The organism is Pseudomonas sp., assembly GCF_050739655.1.
GTDB lineage: Bacteria > Pseudomonadota > Gammaproteobacteria > Pseudomonadales > Pseudomonadaceae > Aquipseudomonas.
Genome location: NZ_JBOIBY010000260.1, coordinates 1 through 24,988, shown reverse-complemented (window position 1 = coordinate 24,988; position 24,988 = coordinate 1). Strand labels below are relative to the sequence as shown.

Sequence of the window (24,988 nt, the reverse complement as noted above, 5' to 3'; positions counted from 1 at the left end):
GCGCAATTTGCACGGCTGAAGAGGTTATCGGCGGGCGGGAACGGTAATTGAAGCCAGTCTCCACTGATTTCGTTTTTTACGACATGCGGTAGTTCTCGCGGCCTGGACGCGGTGCGGCGCAGGGAAACCAGCCAAAACCGTGACGGACCTTTAACTTCGAGAAACACCCGCTTCTCAAGTTCGCTTTTTTCCTCGATGTCATGCTAAGTTGTACGATGACTGACAAATCTACATTCAATGCCGGTCATCCCTACAACAACAAGGAAACACCCATGAAAAAAACAAAATTGCTGGTTGGTTTTCTGTGCCTGTTCAGCGGCTACGTGGCGGCTGCCCCTGCCGCCGTGGACAAGGACGTAGCACAAGCCGTCGATCATTTGACCCAGGCGATGCTGCACAAGGACATTGCGGAACTGAAGGCATTGACCGACGAAAACCTGACCTACGGTCACTCCAGCGGCAAGATTCAGGACAAGAAAGAATTCATCGCCGATATCGAAACCGGCAAAAGCGCCTTCAAGACCCTGGAAATGCAGAACCAGACCATCACCGTGTCAGGCGATGTGGCACTGGTGCGCCACCACTTCTCGGCCCAGGCGCTGAAAGGCACCGAAGTGGTCCCGACTGAAATCGAGAACTTCCAGATCTGGCAAAAGCAGCAGGGAAAATGGCTATTGGTTGGGCGCCAGGCGTTCCGTTTTTGATGGCGGCGTAAGCGCAGTCTGCGTGGAATATCCCAGCGGGCGCTCCGCGTTCGGCTCTTGATTGGAACGCAGAGCGTCCCGGGCGGCATTCCCACGCAGAGCGTGGGAACGATCGGCCGGATGGCGTTCACATGCCAATCCGGCCCCTTTGGTACTGTCTCAATGCCCGCGAATGTAATGCTCGAACTGGCGGATCAGGTCCGCCTGCTCGACGATCGCTTCCTTGACCAGATCGCCAATCGACAACAAACCGATCAGCTCACCGTTTTCCACCACCGGCAAGTGCCGCAAGTGGCTGTCGGTCATCACCGCCATGCAATGCTCGATGCTCTGCTGACTGTCCGCCGTCACCACTGGCGAACTCATGATGGCCCTGACCGGCGTGCCCACCGACGAGCGTCCCAGCAACACCACCTTGCGTGCATAGTCGCGCTCGCTGATCACGCCAACCACCTGGCCCTTGTCGATCACCGGCAGCGCGCCGACGTTTTTCTCGGCCATCTTCTGCACCGCCTCTAGCACCATGGCATCCGGTGCGATGCTGTGGACCTGCTGGTTTTCCACGACCTTGAGCTTGAGCAACTGTGCGGCTGTTTTCATACCCGTCTCCTGTGAATGGCGTGCAAGGTCAGCCTCAAAATCAGGCCACCCCGACTTCCACGCTTTCCCCGTTCAACCGCACCGGCCAGACCCGCAGGCGTTGTTGCGGGTACTCCAGGCAACTGCCGTCTTCCAGGCGGAAATGCTGCTTGTAGATCGGCGAGGCCACCACCATGTCACCCTTGATGTTGCCGACCAGGCCGCGCCCGATGACGTTGGCCCCGGATTGCGGGTCATGATTGTCGATGGCGTAGAGGGTTTTGCCCTCGGCGGCCGGCAGGTAGAACAGCGCCACTTGCGCGCCGTCGAGCCAGACCACGACACCGGAATCGTTCACCAGATCCTGCTGGCTGCACACCGATTGCCAGACGTCGACGTTCTCAAAAGGCACAGCACGCTGAGTATTGGAATGGCTCATCAGACAATCTCCTCGGTAACAGGGATAAGGTTGAGTTCGGCGGCCATGATCGGGCGCCGTTGATCGCGCTCGCGGACGAAGTGGATATCCGGATCCGGGCGTTTGTCGTTGACGAAGGTGCGGAAGCGCTTGAGTTTTTCCGGGTCCTTGAGGGCGTTGGCCCACTCACACTCGTAGCGATTGACCACCAACTGCATCTGCGACTCAAGCTCGGCGCCAAGGCCAAGGCTGTCGTGGATGATCACGTCCTTGAGGTAATCCAGGCCGCCCTCCAGGCTTTCGCGCCACACCGAGGTGCGCTGCAATTTGTCAGCGGTGCGGATGTAGAACATCAGGAAGCGGTCGATGTAGCGGATCAAGGTTTCGTCATCAAGGTCGGTGGCAAACAGCTCGGCATGGCGCGGGCGCATGCCGCCATTGCCGGCGATGTAGAGGTTCCAGCCTTTCTCGGTGGCGATCACGCCCACGTCCTTGCTCTGCGCCTCGGCACACTCGCGGGTGCAACCGGACACCGCGAACTTGAGCTTGTGCGGCGAACGCAGGCCCTTGTAGCGGTCTTCGATGGTCAGCGCCATCTGCACGCTGTCCTGCACGCCGTAACGGCACCAGGTGCTGCCGACGCAGGACTTCACCGTACGGGTCGATTTGCCGTAGGCGTGCCCGGTTTCGAAACCCGCTTCGATCAGCTCGGCCCAGATGTCCGGCAACTCATGCAGCTGCGCGCCGAACAGGTCGATGCGCTGGCCACCGGTGATTTTGGTGTAGAGGTCGTATTTCTTCGCGACCACACCAATGGCGATCAACTTGTCGGCGGTGATTTCGCCACCGGGAATACGCGGCACCACCGAATAGGTACCGTTCTTCTGCATGTTGGCCATGAAGGTGTCGTTGGTGTCCTGCAGCGGTACCAGCGAAGGGTCCATGATCGGCTGGTTCCAGCACGACGCCAGGATCGAGCCCACGGCCGGTTTGCACACATCGCAACCGGTATGGCCGCGACCATGTTTGGCCAGCAGTTCTTCGAAGGTGATCACGCCTTCTACCCGCACCAGTGCATACAGTTCCTGACGGGTGTAGGCAAAGTGTTCGCACAGGCTCTTGTCGACGCTGACCCCACGGGCAATCAACTCATGCTCGAAGACTTGCTTGAGCAACCCGGCGCAACCGCCGCAGCCAGTGCAAGCCTTGGTCTGGGACTTGAGCAGGCCGAGGTCGGTGCAGCCGCCGTCGATGGCCGAGCAGATAGAGCCTTTGGTCACGTTGTGGCAGGAGCAGACCGTGGCGGTTTCAGGCAGTGCACCCGGACCTAAAGTCGGCACGCCTTCGGACGACGGCAGGATCAGGGCCGCCGGTTCCGATGGCAACGCAATGGCGTTCTGCATGTACTGCAACAGCGTGTCGTAATAACTGTTGTCACCGATCAGCACTGCGCCAAGCACATGCTTGCCGCTGGCGTCGACCACCAGGCGCCGGTAGCTGGCCGTGGTTTCGTCGATGAATTGATAGCTGCGAGCACCCGGCGTGTTGGCGTGGGCATCGCCAATCGAGCCGACATCGACGCCCAGCAGTTTGAGCTTGGTCGACATATCAGCACCCTGGAACGGCTCGGCGGCGTCATCGCACAACCGCGCCGCAACACTGCGCGCCATCTGATAACCCGGAGCAACCAGGCCGAACAGGCTGCCGTTCCAGGAAGCGCATTCGCCGATGGCATAGATGTCTGGATCGCAGGTCAGGCAGGTGTCGTCGATCACCACGCCACCGCGCGGGCCGATGTCCAGCTCGCATTGACGGGCCAGTGCGTCTTGCGCACGGATACCGGCAGAGAACACGATCAGGTCGGTCTCGAGGAATTCGTCATTGGCAAAGTTCATGCGATAGCGGTACTGCTCGCCAGCGCTGATCGACTGCGTGGCGCGGGACAGGTGCACGCCAACGCCGAGCCGTTCGATTTGTGCCTTGAGCGCCAGGCCACCGAGGTCATCGAGTTGCACCGGCATCAGGCGCGGTGCGAATTCCACCACATGAGCCTCAAGCCCCAGGCTTTTCAGGGCGTTGGCCGCCTCCAGGCCGAGCAAGCCGCCGCCAACCACGACACCACGCCGGGCATCGGCAGCCGCAGCGCGAATACCGTCGAGGTCTTCGAGGGTGCGATACACCAGGCGTGAATCGCCTTCGGCGCCCTCGATCGGTGGCACAAATGGATAGGAGCCGGTGGCCAGGATCAGCTTGTCGTAAGCCACGCTGCCTTGAGCGGTCACTACCTGGCGATGTACGCGGTCGATTTCCAGCACCGGTACACCCAGATGCAACGTGACGCCCGGGGTCTCATACAAGGACGCCTCGCTCAGCGCCAGCGACTCGGCATCGCGACCGGAAAAATACTCGGACAAATGCACGCGATCGTAAGCGCGCATCGGCTCTTCGCTGAAAACGTGCAGGCTATAGCGATCGAGGGCGCCGCGCTCGATCAGTTGCTCGACACAATGATGTCCGACCATGCCATTGCCGATCACGACCAGCGTTTGCAACTTGTTCAACGTGGCTACATTGGAATTCATAAACGACCCTGCCAATCACGGTTCAAAAAGCAAAAAAAAACGCCTGAAACCTTGCGGTTCCAGGCGTCTTTGCCTGTTCTTTTGCGGTGTTGAAACCAGACGGCCATGCCTGATCCACCGATGCTGCCCACGACCTGTGCGGTTGATCGATCGTCATTGACCGAGAGGGCTGGCCATCCTTGTCAGATGGACCTTGGTGGGATCAATGCAGTGTTTGTGCCAGATTGCGTCGAGCGGCTGTCCAGCGCACTACGGCGCTGGATTCGATGCTCAAAAGAGAGAAATGTCATGGCGCTAGCGGGGTGGAATGCACGCTGTCAGGGCGTTGCGCTTTATAAAAGTGCAAAAACGGGCTCAGCAACACCGCGTATTACATTTACCTCGACCGAAACGAGCCTCCTGACGCTCGCGAAAAAACGCTTCGTAGCTCATCACCGGCTCGCCCGGGTGATTGAGCGCCATTCTCGCCACATAGTTGTCGTACTCCGGAACGCCGACCATCAAACGTGCGCTCTGGCTGATCAATCGGGCGGCGTGCTGCAGTTTGCGGAACATGGCAGTGCTCTCAATGAGGTTTGGACAACCCGATGAAACCCCACTGATGTATCTGCAATGTGTCTGTTTTAGGGCCATTTGTATGTTCGTGTATTCAAGCTTCCGCGACCTTTTGGCGCAGGACCGGCGGGCGATCGATTAAGCGCGATCGGGCAACAGTTTGTTAACATCCCTGCGCTTTTTTCCGCCTGGTTCGTCAGGCACTGTGTTTTTTCTGTCGCTACACAGGAAGCTTTATTTCCATGAGTACGTTGTATTCCCGCCGCTCAGTTCTGCAGGGCATGAGCCTGCTGAGCCTCGGCCTGCTCGCCGGCTGCGATGACAGCAGCAAGCTGAATTTCAAGTACGGCAAGGATCTGAGCGACAAGATCATGGGCCGTTCCTTCAAACTCACAGACGCCCAGGGCGAAACCCGGATGCTCGGCAGCTACCGCGGCCTGATGCCGATGATCTTCTTCGGTTTCACCCAATGCCCGGCCGTATGCCCGACCACGCTGGCCCGTGCCGCCCAGGCAAAAAAGCTGATGGGCCGCGATGGCGAGCGCCTTCAGGTGGTGTTCATCACCCTGGACCCCGAGCGCGATTCCCCCGAATTGCTCGACAAGTACGTCAAAGCCTTCGACCCCAGTTTCGAGGCGCTGTACGGCACGCTGGAAGAAACCGCCGCGACCGCCAAGGAGTTCGGCGTATTCTTCGAAAAGGTCCCGAGTGGCTCGACCTATACCCTTTCCCATACCGCGACCAGTTTCGTGTTCGACTCCCGAGGCAACCTGCGCCTTGGGCTGTCCGCGTCCCTTACCGCTCAAGAGTGTGCAGAAGACCTGCTCACTGTCATGGAGGTCTGCTGATGAATTCGCTCAAACGCATTAAACAACTCGCCCTGGGCCTGTCCCTGATCGGCATGGCATGGCAAGCCAGCGCACAAACCCAGGTTGACGATGCCTGGGTCCGCGCTACCGTGACCGGCCAGCCTTCGAGCGGCGCCTTCATGACCCTGAAGGCCGACACCGACAGCAAGCTGGTCAGCGTTGAGTCGCCGGTGGCGAAGCTGGTACAGATTCACCAGTCCAGCATGAAAGATGACGTGATGAGCATGCAGCAGGTTGAGTCGGTTGCCCTGCCCGCCGGCAAGGCGGTGAGTTTCGACCCCCATGGCTACCACATCATGCTGATGGACCTGACGAGCCAGATTAAAGAAGGCAGCACAGTGCCGCTGACCCTGACCGTGGAGAACGCCAAGGGCGAGAAAGAGACGATCAAGGTCGAGGCGCAGGCGCGTTCGCTCAACACCATGGATCATGGCAGCATGGACCACGGCAAGATGGATCACAGCAAGATGCAATGAGGGTCTGACGGCCTCCCCCACGAGGCCGTTGTTTGATGGGAGTTGCGTACCATGACGACAAACACCGAAACCGCCATCCTTGCCGGTGGCTGCTTCTGGGGCATGCAGGATCTGCTGCGCAAGCAACCGGGCGTGATTTCCACGCGGGTCGGCTATTCGGGCGGTGATGTGCCCAATGCAACCTATCGCAACCACGGCACCCATGCCGAAGCGATCGAAATCATCTTCGACCCGGCCCGGACCAGCTATCGCCAGATTCTTGAGTTTTTCTTCCAGATCCACGACCCGAGCACCAAGAACCGTCAGGGCAACGACCTGGGAACCAGCTATCGTTCGGCAATCTATTACCTGAGCGCAGACCAGAAGAGCGTTGCCGAGGACACCGTTGCCGACGTTGACGCTTGCGGCATATGGCCCGGCAAGGTGGTCACCGAGATCGAGCCGGCCGGACCGTTCTGGGAAGCGGAGCCAGAGCACCAGGACTACCTGGAACGCCTTCCTGAAGGCTACACCTGCCACTTCATCCGCCCGAACTGGACGCTGCCCAAGCGCGGTTGAACACCAAACTCTATACGACCCGCAATCCCCTGATTGATCGTTCCCACGCTCTGCGTGGGAACGCAGCCCGGGACGCTCCGCGTCCCAATCAAGAGCCGAACGCGGAGCGTCCGTTGAGGCATTCCCACGCAGAGCGTGGGAACGATCTAAATAACCGAAAAGTCCGCCCTTCCGTTGCGCCCCCGACGGACTTGTTCATGATGATTCTCGTCCTCTTCTAAAATGCCCGTCTAAACTCCAACAACGACAAGTCAGCGCGCTCGTCGTTCAATTAAAAGGCCAATAAAAACAAGGAAAATCAACCTTGAACACTTCAACCCTTTGCTTATTGGGGGGCTTATTGGTTTCGACCGGGGTTGTTGCAAATGGAGTTATTCCTGTACTTGAACTGGATTTCACCCGATCAGCCACTGAAACCCTGAAAAAAAGCGGCATCAACGACGCCTGTATCATCGTCGCGTCCAATCCGAGTGGTTTTACCTATTGCCGGGAAGGTTCGGCAACGCTCTGGCGGTATCAGGCGTTGGACCTGGAGCAGGATTCGTCGTACCTGAAAGGCTACCCGCTGGTGACGACGAATGAGGGGCGCATCAGCATCGCCGAAGTCGACAGCCCTGCCTGTAAGGCAGAAGTCCCCGAGCCCAGGATTGACCCAGCCATCCTGCGCGCGTCTGTTTTGGGCCTGATCGTCCTGTTGATCTTCCTGGGCCTGCGCTACACCTACCGGGCAACCATGGACGGCTTCTTTGACCGTACCGTGTATTCGAGCACACATGTGCAGCGTTCGGCCGGTTCCCTGCGGGTGTTCCACTCCACGACGAAAGCCTTGGGGGCCTTTATCCTCGCCGGCGGAGTGGCATTCGTTTATTTCGGCTACACCGCGATCTGGACATGACCGCCGCGAGTGAACAGGCCATCGCCAGGCTTCCAGAAATCTCTGGAAGCTGACGCGATCCGCGGCGGCGTGAGGCTGCCGCTCACTCCTTCGTCATTGCCCCCGGCAACGCGGCACCCTGTTGGAAAATCACCGTCTGCGCTGGCATCGGGGCCGGGAAACCGGCTTCCCCCAAGGCATCCTTGATGATGCGATTGGTGTCGAAATACACCTGCCAATAGTGCTCGTTGTGGCAATACGGACGCACAGCGAGGACCGGTCCGACCAGGTTGAACTCAAGAATCTCCACGTCTACCGCCGGCGTGGCCATTACGTTTGGAATCGCCGCGACGCGCTCCTTCAGCAAGGCCGCCGCCGCTTTCCAGTCGGCCGCACCCGACAACTGCGCCTTGAGTTCGACCCGACGGAACGGGTTGTGGGTGAAGTTCTGAATGTTGTCGCTGAAGATCTTGTTGTTGCCGACCAGGGTGAGCACGTTGTCAGGCGTATTGATCGCCGTGGCGAACAGACCGATTTCGGTGACCGTACCGGTGACTCCGCCAGCGCAGATGAAGTCGCCGACCTTGAACGGCCGCAGGACAATGATGAAGGCACCAGCCGCCAGATTGGCCAGCAGCCCCGACCAGGCCATGCCGATTGCCAGGCCGACCGCCGCGAGCAGCGCCGCGAAAGTGGTGGTCTGCATGCCCAGGTACCCGAGAATCGCGATCACCAGAATGATGTTCAGCGTCACGGTGATGGCCGAGCCGACATAACGCAGTACGGTTGGGTCGACTTTCTGCTTGCCGAGGGCTTTTTGCACCATGCCGACGGCAAAACCGATCAGCCAGCGCCCGACGATCCAGAAGGCGATGGCGGTCAGCACCTTGACCGCAAAGGCGACACCGTAGGCTTGCACCATAGCAATGAGTGCATTGAACTTTTCGGTGGTTACATTAACGATGGTCTCGTCCATGGCAGAGCTCGCAAATGAGGGATGACCTCAAGACGCTAGCACAGCCTTGGCGGGCCGCCAGTCGGACGGTGTTGCGAAGCGAACGTGCACTTACTGTAGGAGCTGCCGCAGGCTGCGATCTTTTGACGTTCAAAAGATCGCAGCCTCGTTGCACTCGACAGCTCCTACAGGTCCTACAGGTCCTACAGGTCCTACAGGTCCTGCGTCGTTAGTGCGGGGCGCGGGGGATTGTCTTGAGCAGGTCTTCGGGGCTGATGTGGCCAACGACCGGCTGAACACTGCCCGGTTGCGGCAAATCGAGGATGTGGCCCTTCATCTTGCCGATCACGTGCATCTCGCAGGGCTTGCAATCGAACTTCAGGGTCAGCACTTCATCACCGTGCACCAGTTGCATCGGCGCAACCTTGGTACGAACGCCGGTCACACCCTTGGCCTGCTTGGGGCACAGGTTGAAGGAGAAACGCAGGCAATGCTTGGTAATCATCACCGGCACCTCGCCGGTTTCCTCGTGCGCCTCGTACGCCGCGTCGATCAGCTTGACCCCGTGACGGTGATAGAAGTCACGGGCCTTCTGGTTATAGACGTTGGCCAGGAATGACAGATGCGACTCCGGGTACACCGGTGGCGGATTGGTCTCGGCCTTGCGGCTGCCCCGTGGATGCGCCTTGATACGGGCCGCGTCCAGCGCTTCGATGACTTCACGGCGCAAGGCCTTGAGCTGCGAATTGGGGATGAAATACGCCTGTGGCGCATCCAGCTTGATGTCCGTGGCGTGGTAATGGGTGGTGCCCAGTTGACCGAGCAAGTCGTGCAGTTGCTCAAGGGCCTGCTCCGGCTTGTTGGCCACACCGAACGGACCGTCCAGGACAACACTGGCGCTAATGCCCTCCTCGCTGGTTGCGTTCAGTTCCAGGCGTTCCTCGCGCAGGCGAGCCACCCAGGACAGGCCAACACGGCGCTCTGACGAGGTTTTGAGCAGCGCTTGCTGCCAGTTGTGGTCCAGGTTGCGGCTCAGCGGGTGATTCGGGCGCAGCTGAAGCCCTTTAGGCATTTCGTTCGGCTCGACGCGGTAGCGATAACGCTTTTCGCCTTCTTCGTCGAACTCGCCCTTGGGTTCGGCGATGTTGGCGCGGAAACCTACCACTTCACGTTTGACCAGCACGTTGAGACCATCGCCGTTGGACAGTGGCTCATGGGTCACAACCTGCATGTCGCGTTTGCCGACCTTTTCCACCACACCCACCGGCACGCCGGTGAACGTCGGCGAATCGAAGGCGCCGATATCGACCTTGCGATCGGTGACGAAGTAGTCGGTGCTGCCGCGATGAAAGGTCTTCTCCGGGTCGGGCAGGAAGAAATGCACGGTACGGCCGCTGGAAGCACGGGCAAGGTCCGGCCGATCTTCGAGCACGTCGTCGAGGCGCTGGCGGTAGTAGGACGTGATGTTCTTCACATAGCCCATGTCCTTGTAGCGCCCTTCGATCTTGAACGAACGTACGCCGGCTTCGACCAAGGCGCGGATGTTGGCGCTCTGGTTGTTGTCCTTCATCGACAGCAGGTGTTTCTCGAAAGCCACTACCCGGCCCTGATCGTCTTTGAGGGTGTACGGCAAACGGCATGCCTGGGAGCAATCGCCACGGTTGGCGCTGCGGCCGTTCTGCGCGTGGGAGATGTTGCACTGGCCAGAGAACGCCACGCACAGCGCGCCGTGAATGAAGAACTCGATTGCCGCGTCAGTCTCGTCGGCGATGGCGCGGATCTCCTGCAGGTTCAGCTCGCGGGCCAGAACCAGTTGCGAGAAGCCGGCCTGATCAAGGAACTTGGCCCGCGCCAGGGTGCGGATGTCAGTCTGGGTGCTGGCGTGCAGTTCGATGGGCGGGATGTCCAGTTCCATCACGCCCAGGTCCTGGACGATCAGCGCGTCGACACCGGCGTCGTGCAATTGATGGATCAGCTTGCGGGCTGGCTCCAGCTCGTTGTCGTGCAGGATGGTATTGATGGTGGTGAACACCCGGGCGTGATAGCGACGGGCGAATTCCACGAGCTGGGCAATCTCGGTCACTTCATTGCAGGCATTGTGGCGGGCGCCGAAACTCGGGCCACCGATGTACACGGCGTCGGCGCCATGCAAAATGGCCTCGCGTGCGATGGCTACATCGCGGGCGGGGCTGAGCAATTCGAGATGATGTTTGGGCAGGGACATAATATTTTTTAGTCAGGCTGTCACGGTCGAGGCGCGCATTGTACCGGCGAAACGCCCGACCGGCACCCGTAGGCTGCCCGATGGTGACTCTACGGTTGATCGCAGATTCTGTAGCCGACCAATAACCACTGTGGGAGCTAGCCTGCTAGCGATAGCTTTCTATAAGACACATCCAGCTAAACGTCTGCACCTTAGTCAGACAAACAAAGGTCTAGCCTTGTCATGTGTTGATCATGAACGAGAGGCGAAGGAATGCCTGATTTACCAGCTTCACATCGCTTGCGCACTGGCCGGTATGGCGAACACAACCGAATTTACCTGTTGACCACCAACACCCTTGGGCGAGAACCAGTGTTCGAGAGTTTCGTGCTGGGTCGCCTGGTCGTAGAACAGTTCCGACATGCACAAGATCAAGGCATGGCCAATTCACTGGCATGGGTCGTTATGCCCGATCATTTCCATTGGCTGGTCGAATTGCAGCGGGGATCGTTGGGTGACTTGATGCAAAAGACCAAGTCATTGAGCACCAAGGCAGTGAATCAGGTTACTGGCCGCAAGATCACTCTTTGGCAAAAAGGCTTCCATGATCGAGCACTGCGCAGAGAAGAGGATTTGGTGAAGATGGCGCGATATGTGGTCGCCAACCCATTGCGGGCTGGACTGGTGGAGAAACTTGGCGATTATCCGCTGTGGGATGCCATTTGGGTTTGAGCTGAAACCGAGTCGTCAGCATCGCTAGCAGGCTAGCTCCCACACTCTCTTCGGTTGATCGTAGATTCTGTAGCCGACCAATAACCACTGTGGGAGCCTGCTAGCGATAGGGCCTTCACCTTCAAAGCAGATGTCGAATTTGCCGCCGTCATCGCTAGCAGGCTAACTCCTACAGGGTTTTCGGTTGATCGCACGACCCATGACCACTGTGGGAGCTCGCAGCGCTTAAGCCTTGGCGGCCATCGCCGTGACTTCCACGCGCATGCCTTCGACCGCAAGCGACGCCACGCCAACGGCGGCGCGCACCGGCCATGGTTTGGCGAAGTAGCGTTTGTAGACCTCGTTGAACGCGGCACGATCAGTCATGTCGGTGAGGTAGATGGTCAGGTGCAACACCCGGTCCATGGAGCTGCCGGCACGTTCCAGCGCAACCTTGAGCGCCTGCAACGTGCACTCGCTTTGCAGGGTGATGTCGCCCAGCTCCAGATTGCCGTCGGCGCGGGTTGGAATCTGGGTGGAGACCAGCAGGCCACCGAAACCGGCGACGTCGGAAGAGATGGAGTCCGCATCGGGATCGGGAGTGAACGTGATGTCTTGGTTTGCCATGGGGATCTCTTGCTTGAGGTTGTGATGAGCCGGTCATGCAGGGATGACCGACCTGCCGGGCATTCAATGAATCAACGCCTGTTGCCCGGCAAGTTTACAGCCTCATGGACGAACCGTTGGTTATTTGCCTCAATCCCCCCCGTAACGCAAGGAGGCAAACATCCCCCACCTCAATCTGCCTGCACGGTCACCTGATGCTGCTCACCGAGCCCGGCGATGCCCAGGCGCATGGTCTGCCCCGGGCGCAGGAACACCGGCTCGGGCTTGATGCCAAGCCCGACGCCCGGTGGCGTGCCGGTAGAAATCACATCGCCCGGCTGCAGGCTCATGCAACGGCTGAGGTAGGCAATCAGTTGCGGCACATTGAAAATCAGTGTGCGCGTATTGCCTTGCTGGTAACGATGCCCGTCGACCTCAAGCCACAAGTCCAGTGCATGGGGATCGGCAATTTCATCCCGCGTCACCAGCCAAGGCCCCAGCGGACCGAAGGTATCGAAACCTTTGCCCTTGTCCCAGGTGCCGCCGCGCTCCAATTGCCACTCGCGCTCCGACACATCGTTGATCACGCAATAACCCGCCACGTGCTCCATGGCGTTGGCTTCATCGATGTAGCGCCCGCCTTTGCCGATGACTACGCCCAGCTCCACTTCCCAATCGGTCTTGTGTGAACCCCGTGGAATCTCGATGTTGTCGTTCGGGCCGCAAACGGCACTGGTCCATTTGTTGAAGATGATCGGCTCCTTCGGCACCTCCATCCCCGACTCGGCGGCATGGTCGGCGTAGTTCAAACCAATGCAGATGAATTTGCCCACCTGCCCAACACAGGCGCCGATCCGCGGATGGCCCGCTACGATCGGCAGGCTGGCCGGGTCAATGACGGCAAGAGCCGCCAGGCCCGTCGGGCTCAAGACCTGCCCGGCGATATCCTCGACATGACCCGAGAGGTCACGGACCTGATTATCCGCATCCAGCAGACCCGGTTTTTCCGAGCCTTTCTCGCCATAACGCAACAGTTTCATGGGGTTCTCCTGCTCAAACCAAAATGACAAAAGCCCGTTTCAGATGCTCATGCCGCTCAAGGATCCACCTGCCCCATCAATTCGGCCACCGATTCAGGGCGATTGGCGTAGCGCTGTGCGAGTACGGCGCAGACCATCAGTTGAATCTGATGGAACAGCATCAATGGCAGGATCAGCAAGCCGATGGTGCTGCCGGCGAACAGGACCTGGGCCATCGGCACGCCGGTGGCCAGGCTTTTCTTCGAGCCGCAGAAGAGGATGGTGATGCGGTCTTCCTGATTGAAGCCAAAGGCTTTGCCCAGCACGGTGGAGGCCACCAGTACCAGCCCGAGCAACACACAGCAGGCCACCACCAGCCCAACCAGGTCGAGCACCGGGATCTGATGCCAGATGCCCTCGATCACCGCTTCGCTGAATGCACCGTAGACCACCAGCAGGATCGAGCCCTGGTCAACGAACTTCAGCCAACTCTTGTTGCGCGCCACCCAGGCACCGATCCAGCGGCGGGCGATCTGCCCGGCGATGAACGGCAGCAACAGTTGCACGCTGATTTTGATGATCGCATCGAGCGTCGAGCCGCCATCGCCGTGGGCGTCCAGCAGCAACGTCACCAGCAACGGTGTCAGAAAGATCCCGAACAGGCTGGACGCCGCCGCGCTGCAAATCGCCGCCGGAATATTGCCTCGCGCCAAAGAGGTAAAGGCAATTGCCGACTGCACCGTGGCGGGCAGCGCGCACAGGTAAAGCATGCCCATGTAGAGGTTGTCACCGATCAAGGGCGACAGGAATGGCTTGAGCGCCAGGCCAAGCAAGGGAAACAGGACAAAGGTCAGGCCGAACACCAGAAGATGCAGGCGCCAGTGGCCGGCCCCGGCGATGATCGATTCCCGTGACAGCTTGGCGCCATGCAGAAAAAACAGGAGGGCAATGGCGAGGTTGGTCAACCAGCCAAAGCCGACCGCGACCTGACCGCTGGCCGGCAGCAAACTGGCGAGAACGACCACACCAATCAGGGTCAGAGTGAAGTTGTCAGGTAAAAAGCGCGGGCGGGTCATCGGGATCATCCGGGTTGTCCAGGAACGAGGTCTCGACTCTACTCCTCCCGCCAATTACCGACTAACGCTAATAAGCCAGCATCTGTCGCCAAACGGACAAATCTGCGGGCTCGCCCGCGTCAAACCAACGGCTGGTGACTGGTCACACAGTGAATGCCGCCACCACCGGCAGAGATCGCGTCGATGTTGAGCTGCACCACTTCGCGGTCCGGATAGAGCCTGGACAGCAGATCAAAGGCTCGGGTATCGGCGGCGCGGTCACCAAACTCGGGGGCGATGATCGCTCCGTTGATCACAAAGTAATTGATGTAGCCGGCAGCAAAATCCGGATTGTTTCGGCTGAATTTGTTCTGCCGCGGTTTGAGCGGGGGCGACACTGTGTGGATCTGCAACTTGCGGCCATCGGCGTCGGTGGCGTTTTTCAAGATATCCAGATGAGCGCGGGTGACCTTGTAATCGTAGGATTCGGGGTCGTTGTCGAGGTTGGCGACCACGACGCCTGGCTTGACGAAACGCGCATAGAAGTCGACGTGGGCATCGGTGATGTCCTTGCCCTTGATGCCTGGCAGCCAGATGATTTTGCGCAGGCCCAGGCGGGCTTTTAGTTCTTCTTCGACGTCGGCCTTGCTCCAGTCGGGGTTGCGGTTTTTATTGATCCAGCTGCTCTCGGTCATGATCCCGGTGCCATGACCATCCACCTCGATGCCCCCGCCCTCGCCCACCAGGTCGCTGCGCTGGTAACGGGCTTCCTCGGTCTCGGCCACCAGCGCGGCCACTTTTGCATCCTTGCTGTGTCGCTGTTTGTTGCCCCAGCCGTTGAAGTTGAAATCCACTGCACCGAGATCGCCCTTGCCATCGACAACGAAATTGGCGCCGATGTCACGCATCCAGATGTCGTCCAACTCGGTGATGACGTAGGTGACATTCTTCGTACCGCAATGCTCTTCGGCCAGATCCCGTTCGCTCTTGCGACAGAACACGGTCAGCGGCTCATAGTCGGCAATGGTCCGCGCGATCCGGCCAAGGGCCGCTTGCACGTCCGGGGTGAAGTCCTCCCAGATGGCGTCCTGCGCACCAAAGGCGATGAAGGCCTGTTGATGCTTGTCACCTTCATCCGGCATGTACAAGTGGCCCTGGCTGGCCGCCAGCACGCTGGCGGGGCTCAGGCCAAGGCCCATGAAGGCTGCTGTCACACCGGCGGCAACCGATACCTGTTTGATGAACTCGCGACGCGTTGACATGTGTCTGTTTCCTGAAATTGGGGCAAAGGCCGGCGTTGTGCGCCGGCCCGTCATCATTGGCTTGTGGCCGTCTTGAACTTGGTCCAGGTGCGCATGCGGGCGCGCATGTCAGCCTGTGGAATGTCCTTGCCCGGGATCAACCGAGCATAGGTGGCTTCATTTATGTAGATGTCCGGATTGTCGCGCATGGCGGCATCGACGCTCGGCCGCGCCTTGGCATTGGAGGTCGGGTAACCGGTGAAATTGCTGATGGCTGCCATGTTCTGCGGGCGCATCACGAAGTTAATGAAGGCGTAGGCGTATTCCGGATGTTTGGCGTCGACCGGAATCGCCATGGTGTCCATCCACACCGTCGTGCCTTCGCGAGGAATGCGGTACTGAAAGGAGGTCTTCTTGCCGGCCGAATCCGACGTGCGTTGCGCCTGGGTCATGTCGCCGCTGTAGCCCAGGGAAAGGCACAGGTTGCCATTGACCAGATCGGTGACGGGCTGCGACTGGAATTTGCGAATGTACGGTCGCACTTTTGCCAGCAACTCGCTCGCCGCCTTCAGGTCTTCCGGCTTGCCACTGCGCGGATCACGACCGAGGTAGTTGAGCACCACCGCCAGCGCTTCGTCCGGCGAATCGATGATCGAGATGCCGCAATCGGCAAACTTCGCGGCCAGTTCCGGCTTCAACAGCAGGTCCAGGCTGTTGACCGGGGCATCGGGCATACGCTGTTTGATCTGCTCGGCGTTGTAGGTCAGGCCGATGGTGCCCCAGGTGTACGGGACGGTGGCCGGGCTGGAGTGCTCATATTGCTTGCGCAGTTTTTGCAGGCCGGGCTCAACGTCGGCCAACTCCGTGAGTTTCGAGCTGTCCAGGGGCATCAGGCTGCCGGCACGCATCAAGCGTTCGGCCACGGTGTCGCCGGGGAAGATCAGGTCATAGCCGCTGCCGCCAGCGAGCATCTTGGCTTCCAGGGTTTCGCTGCCATCCATGACGTCGTAGATCACCTTGATCCCGGTTTCGGCGGTGAAGCGGCTCAGGGTGTCTTCGGCAAAATAGTCGGCCCAGTTGTACAGCCGCAGGGTTTTCTCTTCGGCGTGCAGCGATGGCATGGCGCAACACAGTGAAAAACCCAGGGCTGCCAGCAAGCGTTTGTGGGAAACGTGCATATCAAACTCCTTGAGCGTTCCAGCGTGAGTTGATGCGGCGACCGTCCTGGCTCAACAGTGGGCCGTACATTTCCGGACGGCGGTCGCGGTAGATGCCCCAGCTCAAGCGTTCCTCGCTCATCGCCGCCAGGTCCAGGCTATGCACCAGCACGCCGGTGCTGTCGCGGTCGGCCTCGGCAAGCAATTTGCCCTTGTGGTTGCAGATAAAGGACGAGCCGTAGAAGTTCATCTGCAACGTCGGATCGGTGGTTGCGGCTTCCCGACCGACGCGATTGGACGCCACCACCGGCAGAATGTTGGCCGCCGCATGGCCGCGCATGGTCATTTGCCAGTGGTCGCGCGAGTCCAGGGTGGCGCAGCCCGGTTCAGAGCCGATCGCGGTAGGAAACAGCAAGACTTCTGCGCCCATCAGCGCCAGGCAACGTGCGGTTTCAGGGAACCACTGATCCCAGCAGATGCCCACGCCGATGCGCCCGAACGCCGTGTCCCAGACGCGGAATCCGGTGTCGCCGGGGCTGAAATATTCCTTCTCCTGATAACCAATGGCATTGGGAATGTGGGTTTTGCGGTACACGCCCAGCAAGCGTCCATCGGCATCAGCCACGCTCAATGAATTGAAGTACGCATTGCCGGCCTTCTCAAACCAGCTCAACGGCAGCACCACACCCAACTCCCGGGCCAGTGTGGAAAAGCGCTGGAGGACGCGGCTTTCGCTATACGCTTCGGCCAGCGCCAGGTGTTTGTGATTCTGCTCGATGCAGAAATACGGTGTGGCAAACAGTTCCTGCAACAGGATGACCTGGGCGCCCTTGGCCGCCGCTTCGCGCACCAGTTGCTCGGCCTGATCGAGGTTGTGTTGCAAATCCCAGGTGCAGGGCATTTGGGTGGTAGCAATCGTCAACAGGGTCATGACATCAACCCTCCACTGGCCAGGCCGGCTGTTGCTGGGTGATGCAATGCACACCGCCACCGCCATGGGCCAGATGATTGATGCGCACCGGCACGATCTCGCGCCCGGGGAATGCCTGCGCCAATGTTTGCGCCGCGATGTGGTCGGCATCGATGCCATAGGCCGGCATGATGATCGCGCCATTGGCGATGTAGAAATTGGTGTACGAGGCACAGAACACTTCAGCCTCGGTGTCCACGGCATCGCTGGCTTCATACAGCTCGATCAGCTCGAACTGGCGACCTTGCGCATCGGTGGCCAACTCCAGGGCACGGCGGTTCTCACGGGCCACTTCGGCGTAAACCGATTGACGGTCGTGGGTGGCATCCACCAGCAACACGCCAGGACGCGCGAACGCACACACGCCATCGACGTGGCCGTCGGTCATGTCGCCGGTGACATAGTCCGGATCACCCGGCAGCCAGATGGTTTTCTTCACGCCGAGCAAACGTGCAAAAATCTCCTCCATTTCGGCCTTGGTCACGCCCGGGTTGCGATTGGGGTTGAGCAAGACCGATTCGGTGGTGATCAGCGTGCCTTCGCCATCGACATGAATGGCCCCGCCTTCGTTGCTCAAAGGCGTGCCAAAGCAAGGCAGGCCAAGGTGATTGAGGGCACGACGCGCCAGGCCTTCGTCCAGTTCATGGGCTGACTTGCCGCCCCATGCGTTGAAGCGCCAGCTCACCCCGGCCAGGCCTTGTTGCGGGTGGACGACGAAACTTGGGCCGGAGTCGCGGCACCAGCTGTCGTTGACCGGCAACTCGATCAGTTCGATGTTGGCGCCGCACAAGGCTTTGGCACTGGCGACCGCCGACGGATCGACGACCATTTTCACCGGTTCGAAGCGCGCAATGGCGTTGGCCACACGAGCGAAATCCTGTTGCACCAGCGGCAGCGTGACACCCCAGCCCGACTCCCAAAGTGCCTGGTTGTGTGGCCAGACCATCCAGGTCGCCGCATGCCGGGCCCACTCCGCGGGCATCATCCAACCGGTGTTTTGAATTGCGTTGTGCTGCATGATGCTCTCCACGTCAAATCGGCCTTATAGTTAAGCCATTGTGTTCAATGAAAAACTGCCCTGTCGGCTTGTCATGCATGCTACGGCTGTAAAAACTGGCGAACAAACGATGGATTTTGCAGAAAACTGATTAGAGGAACTTATCGATATGCTCAAGCACTGGCCACCACTGAGCACGCTGCGAGGCTTTGAAGCCGCTGCCCGCCTGGGCAGTTTCCACAAGGCGGCCGATGAACTGCACCTCACCCAGTCGGCCATCAGCCAGCAGATCCGCAGCCTGGAGGCTTACCTTGAACAGCCGCTGTTCTTTCGCAGCGGGCGCAGCGTCAGCCTGACCGATGCCGGCCACGACCTGCTCAGCACCACCCAGGCGATGTTGCAGCAACTGGCCGTGGGCATTCGTCGCCTAGGGCAGTATCAGAAACCCAATCAACTGGTGCTCAACACCACCCCGGCATTCGCCCGGCACTGGTTGCTGCCGCGATTGGGGGATTTTCGCGAGCAGCATCCGGAGGTCGACCTGTGGATTTTCAGCACCGATGAAGTCCCGGACATGACCACCCAAACCATCGATATCGCAGTGCGCGATGACATCAGTTCCCAAGCTGAATGCAGCTTCAAGGTGCTGCACGCTGACCGCCTCTACCCGGCCTGCCACCCGAGCGTGATGGCAAAGCCACAGGAACGGCGCACCACCCTGCACGGCGAGCGGGAAATGGACTGGAGTCATTGGGCGGTGGAGACTGCCATCGACGTCGGCCAGCAGGATCAAGGCCTGAACTTCTCCGATCCCGGCTTGCTGCTGGACGCCGCGTGTGCGGGGCTGGGCATTGCGCTGGTCAGCCAGCTATTGAGTCGACAGGCACGTGCCAACGGCTTGTTGCAACCCTTGGTGGAGCAAACCATTCGCGGGCCGAACTGGGCCATGCTGACCCATCGCGACAGTGAGTCCAATGCGCGAAGCTTCAGTGAGTGGCTGCTGCGCAATCTGGAAAGCGAAAGCCAGGCCATGTCGGGCCCGGATCGTGCTTTATACCTTGGGGTTAATCCATAACACGCTTGTCTGGTGGTCAGGGTCGAATTTTGTCCATAAATTCCTGCCGCCCGAAATCTGCACCGCCACTGCCAGAACAATGAGTCATTCTTTTCAAAAAAAAGCGTGTCGCACTTTGCACAGCCGGATCTAGAATCGGTTTTAGCAAATGCGTATCACGACCCTGTTCCTACTGCCTGCTTCGACAACGGATATCCATACATGGACATCGCTCCACATTTCATCATCCATGAAACGGCACACTGGATAATCAATCATCACATGTCGTCGAAGCTCCCTGGCTACCTGGTGCTGGGGACGCGACACTGCGCCAGTTCACTGGCCGAACTGCCCGACGAGGCACTGGCCGAAATGGGCCCGCTACTCGCAAAGGTGCAAAAAGTCCTGCAATCAACCCTGCAGCCCAAGTGGCTCTATATCAGCCGGTTTGGCCATGACCCGGGCTTCCCGATCCATTTCCACTACATTCCGGTTTACCACTGGGTCGAGGAGCTGTTCTGGCAGGACGATCGCTACAGGCTGCTGAAGAATTTCGGTGCCGGCGCCAACCTTCTCTCAATGACCGATGGCGCCGAGATGACACTGTTCATCTGGCGCGAATTTGGTGAAAGCCTTGAGCCACCGAGCATCCAGGGTCCATCCGTCGAGCAGATCATCGCGCGCCTGCGCCTGTCATTCCAACGGCAAGCGTGAACAACCCAAGCTGTTCGCCTTCGGCTGGTGCATCCTTCCAGACATCGCCATATAAAAGTGCATGAAGGATGCGACTGATCAGTCACCCTTCTGGCCTGAAGCCCCGATCCAGCGCGCCCCGAGCCATTCTGGCGCGCTGTTTGCTAAGTACCTGAATCGCAGTCAACGCTGATTGCACCTATACGACAAAGGCGCCGTGTAGCCCCCGTTTCATGACGGAGGGCCGCATGGCGCCTTTTGCGTTTCTGGACCGGTCAGATGCCGGCAGAGATTCGAGGGGCGAGGATGGCTAACAAAACCGTACGTAGCGTGTGTCCCTATTGTGGCGTGGGCTGCGGCATCGTCATGCAGGTCGAAGACAACCGGGTCGTCAAGGTCACGGGTGACAAGACTCACCCGGCCAACTTCGGCCGGCTCTGCACCAAAGGCACCACCTGCGGCAAGGCGATTGCCGACTCGGGCCGGATGGAGAATGCCTTTCTGCGCCAGGAACGCAGTCGCGACCCGGTGCGGGTGGCGATGGACACGGCCATCAGCGAAACGGCCGCCCGCCTGCGCAACATCCTCGATAGCCACGGTCCCGACGCGTTGTCGTTCTATGTGTCGGGGCAAATGTCCCTTGAGGCCCAGTACCTGATCAACAAACTTGCCAAAGGTTTTGTGCGCACCCACAACATCGAGTCCAATTCGCGCCTGTGCATGGCCAGCGCCAGCAGCGGCTACAAGCTTTCCCTCGGGGCTGACGGGCCACCGGGCTCCTATCAGGACTTTGATCGCTCCAACCTGTTTTTCGTGATCGGCGCCAACATGGCCGACTGTCATCCGATCCTGTTCCTGCGCATGATGGACCGGGTCAAGGCCGGCGCGAAGCTGATCGTGGTCGATCCCCGGCGTAGCGCCACAGCGGACAAGGCCGATCTGTTCCTGCCCATTAAACCCGGCACCGACCTGGCCTTGCTCAATGGCCTGTTGCACCTGCTGGTGAAAAACGGCCACACCGACCCGGCCTTCATCGCCGCCTTCACCCAAGGCTGGGAAGCCATGCCGGGTTTTCTCGAAGACTATCCGCCCGCCAAGGTCGCACAGATCACCGGCCTGCCCGAGGCCGACATTCGCCAGGCCGCACAATGGATCGGCGAGGCTGCCGAGTGGATGAGCTGCTGGACCATGGGCCTGAACCAAAGCACCCACGGCACCTGGAACACCAACGCCCTGTGCAACCTGCACCTGGCCACCGGTGCGATCTGCCGGCCGGGCAGCGGGCCGTTTTCCCTGACCGGCCAACCGAACGCCATGGGCGGCCGCGAGATGGGCTACATGGGCCCTGGCCTGCCTGGTCAGCGTTCGGTGCTGGTCGAAGCGGATCGGGCATTTATCGAGGATTTGTGGAGCATTCCCCAAGACAGCCTGCCTCGCTTGGCCGGCAGCGGTACCGTGGCGATGTTCGAACAAATGAGCGCCGGCCAGATCAAGGCCTGCTGGATCATTTGCACCAACCCGGTGGCGTCCGTTCCCGATCGTCGCAAAGTGATCGAAGGCTTGCAGGCCGCCGAGCTTGTGATCACCCAGGATGCTTTCCTCGACACCGAGACCAATCGCTACGCCGACATTCTCTTGCCTGGCGCGCTGTGGGCCGAGGCCGAGGGGGTGATGATCAACTCCGAGCGCAACCTGACGCTGATGCAAAAAGCCGTGGATGCGCCCGGGGAAACCCTGCCCGACTGGCAGATCATCGCCAGGGTGGCGTGCGAAATGGGCTTCGCCGAGGCGTTTACCTACAGCAACGCCAGCGAGGTGTTCGAAGAGATTAAACGCGCCTGGAACCCGAAGACCGGTTATGACATTCGTGGCGCCAGCTATGTACGTCTTCGCGAACAGCCGTTGCAATGGCCTTGCGCGTCCGCCGACGCCGGCGAGCGCAACCCGATTCGCTACCTCAATAACGGCGTGAACCAGGCACTCAAGGTCGAAGCCGATGGCACTCAACCTGCCATCGTGTTCCCGACCGAACACGGCAAAGGCGTCTTCCTCGCCCGCCCGCACATGTCGCCCGCGGAAATGCCGGACGACAGCTTTCCCTTCGTGCTCAACACCGGTCGCTTGCAGCACCAATGGCACACCCTGACCAAGACGGGCAAGGTCGACACGTTGAACAAACTCAACCCGGGGCCGTTCATCGAGATCCATCCCGAAGATGCCCGCCTCCTGGGGATCAAGGACAAGGATCCTGTACAAGTGCGTTCATTGCGAGGCCTTGCCGTGCTGCCCGCGGTGGTGACCGAGCGGGTGCGCCAGGGCAACTGTTTTGCTCCGTTTCACTGGAACGATGTGTTCGGCGAAAACCTGGCGATCAACGCCGTCACCCACGATGCCGTCGACCCCATCTCGCAGCAGCCTGAGTTCAAGTTTTGTGCGGTCGCCCTGCAACGGGTCGAACTGATCAATCATCAGTTTCTCGAAGCGCCAGCGCCCGACGCTATCACTGCACCCCTCCCCGTTTGCCCCAAAGAGGAACTCGCCATGTCGAGCATCGAGACCTTTGCCGATCTCGCGGGCATCCATAGCCTGCCTTCCCCACAACTCAATGACAGTGAACGCACCTACCTCGCCGGCTTCATCAGTGGCCTGCAATCTCCGGCCGGGCGTCAGGCAGGTGGCGTACCGGTCATGCCACCGAATGCGCCATTGGCCGTGGAAACGCGTCTCTGGCTTGACGGTGTGCTGGGTGGGTTGTTCAGTCGGGTAGAGCTGGACAGCAGCCCTGCGTCCGCGATGGCGATATCGTCCGACTGCACGCCCGCCGTGACACTGTTGTGGGCCTCGCAAACCGGCAACGCCGAGGCGCTGGCCGAACGTTTCGCCGCGCGCCTGCGTGATGGCGGGATCGCGGTGGAGCTAAGTGCGATGGCGGATTTTCCGGCCAGCAAACTGGCCAGTACGCAGAACCTGGCACTGATCAGCAGCACCTTCGGCGATGGCGATCCACCGGACAACGGTGAAGGTTTCTGGCACACCCTGAGCACCGCCGAAACGCGCCTGGAGTCGCTGCGTTTTGCGGTGCTGGCGTTGGGTGATCCCAACTACGACCAGTTCTGCCAGCACGGCAAGCAACTCGATCTGCGCCTGCATGAACTGGGCGCCACCCGCCTGCTTGAACGGGTCGATTGCGATACCGAATTCGAAGAGCGGGCAGACACCTGGCTGGCAGAGTTCCTGAAGACACTGAAACCGGCGTCATCGATGATCGTGGAACCGACTCAAAGCGCAACCCCAAGCCCGGTCGAGGCACCCGGCAAGGCCAATCCTCACACCTCACGACTGCTGACCAACCTGCACCTCAACAGCCAGAGCACCAACAAGGAAACCCGGATGTTTGCCCTCGATCTGGCAGATTCTGGTCTGAACTACGAAGCCGGGGACGCACTGGGGGTCTATCCGCGCAACTGCCCTGAGCTGGTCGACGAGTTGCTCGAACTGACCGGGTTGAAAGCAGACGCTTGCGTGAACGTCGACAAACTCGGTGAAGTCCCGTTGCACACCGCCCTGACCGAGCATCTGGAAATCGCCCGCCCCAGCCACGACACTCTAGCGTTCATTGCCGAACGCAGCAGCAACCCGGCGTTGAAGCAACTACTGGGCAGTGAGCGCAAGGGGGAATTGAAAGACTGGCTGTGGGGTCGGCAACTGGCGGACGTGCTGCAAGAGTTTCCGGTCGACTGCTCGGCCAGCGAATTGTTGGGCACCTTTAAACGTCTGCAACCGCGCCTGTATTCCATCGCTTCCAGCCCCAAGGCCCACCCGCACGAAGTGCACCTCACCGTCGCGGCCGTGCGCTATGGCAAACGCAAGGGCGTGTCTTCGACCTTTCTCGCCGACCGTGCGCAGGACGGCAGCGTGCCGGTTTTCGTCCAGCCGTCGAAACACTTCCGAACCCCGGCCGATGGCGATGTACCAATGATCATGATCGGCCCCGGCACAGGCGTGGCGCCGTTTCGCGGGTTCCTGCAAGAGCGTCGGGCGCGGGGTGATCAGGGCCGCAACTGGTTGTTCTTCGGAGAGCAACATGCCGCGACCGATTTCTACTACCGCGATGAGTTGCAGGGGATGGAGCGCGATGGCCTGCTGACCCGGATGAGCCTGGCGTTTTCCCGTGATCAGGGGCAGAAAATCTACGTGCAGGACCGCATTCGCGAACAAGGTGCCGAACTGTGGCGCTGGTTGCAGGAAGGCGCGCAGGTGTACATCTGTGGCGATGCCAGCTACATGGCCAAGGATGTCGACCAAGCCCTGCGCCAGGTGGCACAACTACATGGTGGGCTCGGCGTGGAGTCGGCTGCGGATTATTGGCGGCAGATGAGCGAACAGAAACGCTATCTGCGGGATGTTTACTGACAAACACAGGATTTGAAATCACCCAATCCAACTGTAGGAGCAAGGCTTGCCCGCGAAGAGGCCGGCACATCCAACATTGATGCTGACTGACCTGACGCTTTCGCGGGCAAGTCACGCTCCCACAGGGTTTTGTGGTGTCCATGGATCTTGTGATCGACGAAAGCACCTGTGGGAGCGGGCATGCCCGCGAAGACGTCACCACATCCAACATCCATGGTGCCTGACACACCGCTTTCGCGGGCAAGCCTCGCTCCCACAGGGTTTTGTGGTGTCCGTGGATCTTATGATCGACGTAAGAC

22 protein-coding genes are annotated in these 24,988 nt (G+C 59.8%); 9 read left to right on the top strand and 13 right to left on the bottom strand.

From position 1 onward, the window contains the following. Window positions 1-272: 272 nt before the first annotated feature. A complete protein-coding gene (locus tag ACRESJ_RS12890) occupies window positions 273-704 on the top strand; it encodes a nuclear transport factor 2 family protein (protein ID WP_431758224.1) in 432 nt (143 codons plus the stop codon). Window positions 705-863: 159 nt separating this feature from the next. Here ACRESJ_RS12890 and ACRESJ_RS12885 read toward each other — a convergent pair whose 3' ends face one another. The 4 genes from ACRESJ_RS12885 to ACRESJ_RS12870 all read right to left on the bottom strand — a co-directional run bounded on the left by ACRESJ_RS12885 (window position 864) and on the right by ACRESJ_RS12870 (window position 4,838). Beyond that, window positions 864-1,304 (bottom strand): CBS domain-containing protein, encoded by a 441-nt coding sequence (locus ACRESJ_RS12885; RefSeq protein ID WP_274077807.1) that lies wholly within the window; start codon window positions 1,302-1,304, stop codon window positions 864-866. A 40-nt stretch (window positions 1,305-1,344) separates the two neighbouring features. Beyond that, on the bottom strand, window positions 1,345-1,722 hold the full coding sequence (gene nirD, locus ACRESJ_RS12880; RefSeq protein ID WP_431758223.1) for a nitrite reductase small subunit NirD: 378 nt from the start codon (window positions 1,720-1,722) through the stop codon (window positions 1,345-1,347). Next, window positions 1,722-4,283 carry a nitrite reductase large subunit NirB gene (gene nirB / locus ACRESJ_RS12875; RefSeq protein WP_431758222.1) on the bottom strand — a complete coding sequence of 854 codons (2,562 nt, stop codon included), beginning with the start codon at window positions 4,281-4,283 and terminating at the stop codon, window positions 1,722-1,724. The genes nirD and nirB overlap by 1 nt, the downstream gene beginning before the upstream one ends. Window positions 4,284-4,637: 354 nt before the next feature. Then, window positions 4,638-4,838, bottom strand: coding sequence for a YbdD/YjiX family protein (locus ACRESJ_RS12870; protein WP_431758221.1), 201 nt, complete (start codon window positions 4,836-4,838; stop codon window positions 4,638-4,640). A 242-nt stretch (window positions 4,839-5,080) separates the two neighbouring features. On the opposite strand from ACRESJ_RS12870, the gene ACRESJ_RS12865 reads away from it, so the two are divergent. The 4 genes from ACRESJ_RS12865 (at window position 5,081) to ACRESJ_RS12850 (ending at window position 7,636) form a co-directional block, all read left to right on the top strand. After that, window positions 5,081-5,686 (top strand): SCO family protein, encoded by a 606-nt coding sequence (locus tag ACRESJ_RS12865; RefSeq protein ID WP_431758220.1) that lies wholly within the window; start codon window positions 5,081-5,083, stop codon window positions 5,684-5,686. Beyond that, window positions 5,686-6,183 carry a copper chaperone PCu(A)C gene (locus ACRESJ_RS12860; protein ID WP_431758219.1) on the top strand — a complete coding sequence of 166 codons (498 nt, stop codon included), beginning with the start codon at window positions 5,686-5,688 and terminating at the stop codon, window positions 6,181-6,183. The genes ACRESJ_RS12865 and ACRESJ_RS12860 overlap by 1 nt, the downstream gene beginning before the upstream one ends. Before the next feature lie 51 nt (window positions 6,184-6,234). Then, window positions 6,235-6,741: a peptide-methionine (S)-S-oxide reductase MsrA gene (msrA, locus tag ACRESJ_RS12855; RefSeq protein WP_431758218.1), complete on the top strand. Its 507-nt coding sequence runs from the start codon at window positions 6,235-6,237 to the stop codon at window positions 6,739-6,741. A 304-nt stretch (window positions 6,742-7,045) separates the two neighbouring features. Continuing rightward, window positions 7,046-7,636, top strand: coding sequence for a hypothetical protein (locus ACRESJ_RS12850; RefSeq protein WP_431758217.1), 591 nt, complete (start codon window positions 7,046-7,048; stop codon window positions 7,634-7,636). A gap of 82 nt (window positions 7,637-7,718) precedes the next feature. On the opposite strand, the gene ACRESJ_RS12845 is transcribed toward ACRESJ_RS12850, so the two are convergent. Both ACRESJ_RS12845 and ACRESJ_RS12840 read right to left on the bottom strand, forming a co-directional pair. After that, complete coding sequence (locus ACRESJ_RS12845) at window positions 7,719-8,591, bottom strand: mechanosensitive ion channel family protein (protein ID WP_431758216.1); 873 nt, start codon at window positions 8,589-8,591, stop codon at window positions 7,719-7,721. Between the two features lie 208 nt (window positions 8,592-8,799). Next, the gene (locus ACRESJ_RS12840) at window positions 8,800-10,794 is read right to left on the bottom strand and encodes a peptidase U32 family protein (RefSeq protein ID WP_431758215.1); all 1,995 of its coding nucleotides are present in this window, start codon (window positions 10,792-10,794) and stop codon (window positions 8,800-8,802) included. Between the two features lie 252 nt (window positions 10,795-11,046). Here ACRESJ_RS12840 and ACRESJ_RS12835 point away from each other — a divergent pair, with 252 nt between their 5' ends. Beyond that, entirely contained in the window at window positions 11,047-11,505 is a 459-nt protein-coding gene (locus ACRESJ_RS12835) for an REP-associated tyrosine transposase (protein WP_431758214.1), read from the top strand. 225 nt (window positions 11,506-11,730) lie between these two features. Here ACRESJ_RS12835 and ACRESJ_RS12830 read toward each other — a convergent pair whose 3' ends face one another. The 7 genes from ACRESJ_RS12830 to ACRESJ_RS12800 all read right to left on the bottom strand — a co-directional run bounded on the left by ACRESJ_RS12830 (window position 11,731) and on the right by ACRESJ_RS12800 (window position 18,550). Next, the gene (locus ACRESJ_RS12830) at window positions 11,731-12,111 is read right to left on the bottom strand and encodes a RidA family protein (RefSeq protein WP_431758213.1); all 381 of its coding nucleotides are present in this window, start codon (window positions 12,109-12,111) and stop codon (window positions 11,731-11,733) included. A gap of 170 nt (window positions 12,112-12,281) precedes the next feature. Beyond that, entirely contained in the window at window positions 12,282-13,130 is an 849-nt protein-coding gene (locus ACRESJ_RS12825) for an ureidoglycolate lyase (protein ID WP_431758212.1), read from the bottom strand. A 56-nt stretch (window positions 13,131-13,186) separates the two neighbouring features. Then, entirely contained in the window at window positions 13,187-14,185 is a 999-nt protein-coding gene (locus tag ACRESJ_RS12820) for a bile acid:sodium symporter family protein (RefSeq protein WP_431758211.1), read from the bottom strand. Window positions 14,186-14,304: 119 nt separating this feature from the next. After that, window positions 14,305-15,426, bottom strand: coding sequence for an agmatine deiminase family protein (locus ACRESJ_RS12815; protein WP_431758210.1), 1,122 nt, complete (start codon window positions 15,424-15,426; stop codon window positions 14,305-14,307). Between the two features lie 53 nt (window positions 15,427-15,479). Then, window positions 15,480-16,583 carry an extracellular solute-binding protein gene (locus tag ACRESJ_RS12810; protein WP_431758209.1) on the bottom strand — a complete coding sequence of 368 codons (1,104 nt, stop codon included), beginning with the start codon at window positions 16,581-16,583 and terminating at the stop codon, window positions 15,480-15,482. Between the two features lies 1 nt (window position 16,584). Beyond that, window positions 16,585-17,493 (bottom strand): N-carbamoylputrescine amidase, encoded by a 909-nt coding sequence (aguB, locus tag ACRESJ_RS12805; protein WP_431758208.1) that lies wholly within the window; start codon window positions 17,491-17,493, stop codon window positions 16,585-16,587. Window positions 17,494-17,497: 4 nt separating this feature from the next. Next, window positions 17,498-18,550, bottom strand: coding sequence for an agmatine deiminase family protein (locus ACRESJ_RS12800; RefSeq protein WP_431758207.1), 1,053 nt, complete (start codon window positions 18,548-18,550; stop codon window positions 17,498-17,500). A gap of 148 nt (window positions 18,551-18,698) precedes the next feature. Between ACRESJ_RS12800 and ACRESJ_RS12795 the strand changes: the two genes are divergently transcribed. From ACRESJ_RS12795 to ACRESJ_RS12785, 3 genes are all read left to right on the top strand, one after another. Then, window positions 18,699-19,604: a LysR family transcriptional regulator gene (locus ACRESJ_RS12795; protein ID WP_431758206.1), complete on the top strand. Its 906-nt coding sequence runs from the start codon at window positions 18,699-18,701 to the stop codon at window positions 19,602-19,604. A gap of 201 nt (window positions 19,605-19,805) precedes the next feature. Then, window positions 19,806-20,297, top strand: coding sequence for an HIT family protein (locus tag ACRESJ_RS12790; protein ID WP_431758205.1), 492 nt, complete (start codon window positions 19,806-19,808; stop codon window positions 20,295-20,297). A gap of 285 nt (window positions 20,298-20,582) precedes the next feature. Beyond that, entirely contained in the window at window positions 20,583-24,689 is a 4,107-nt protein-coding gene (locus ACRESJ_RS12785; protein ID WP_431758204.1) for a molybdopterin-dependent oxidoreductase, read from the top strand. The last annotated feature ends 299 nt before the right edge of the window (window positions 24,690-24,988 follow it).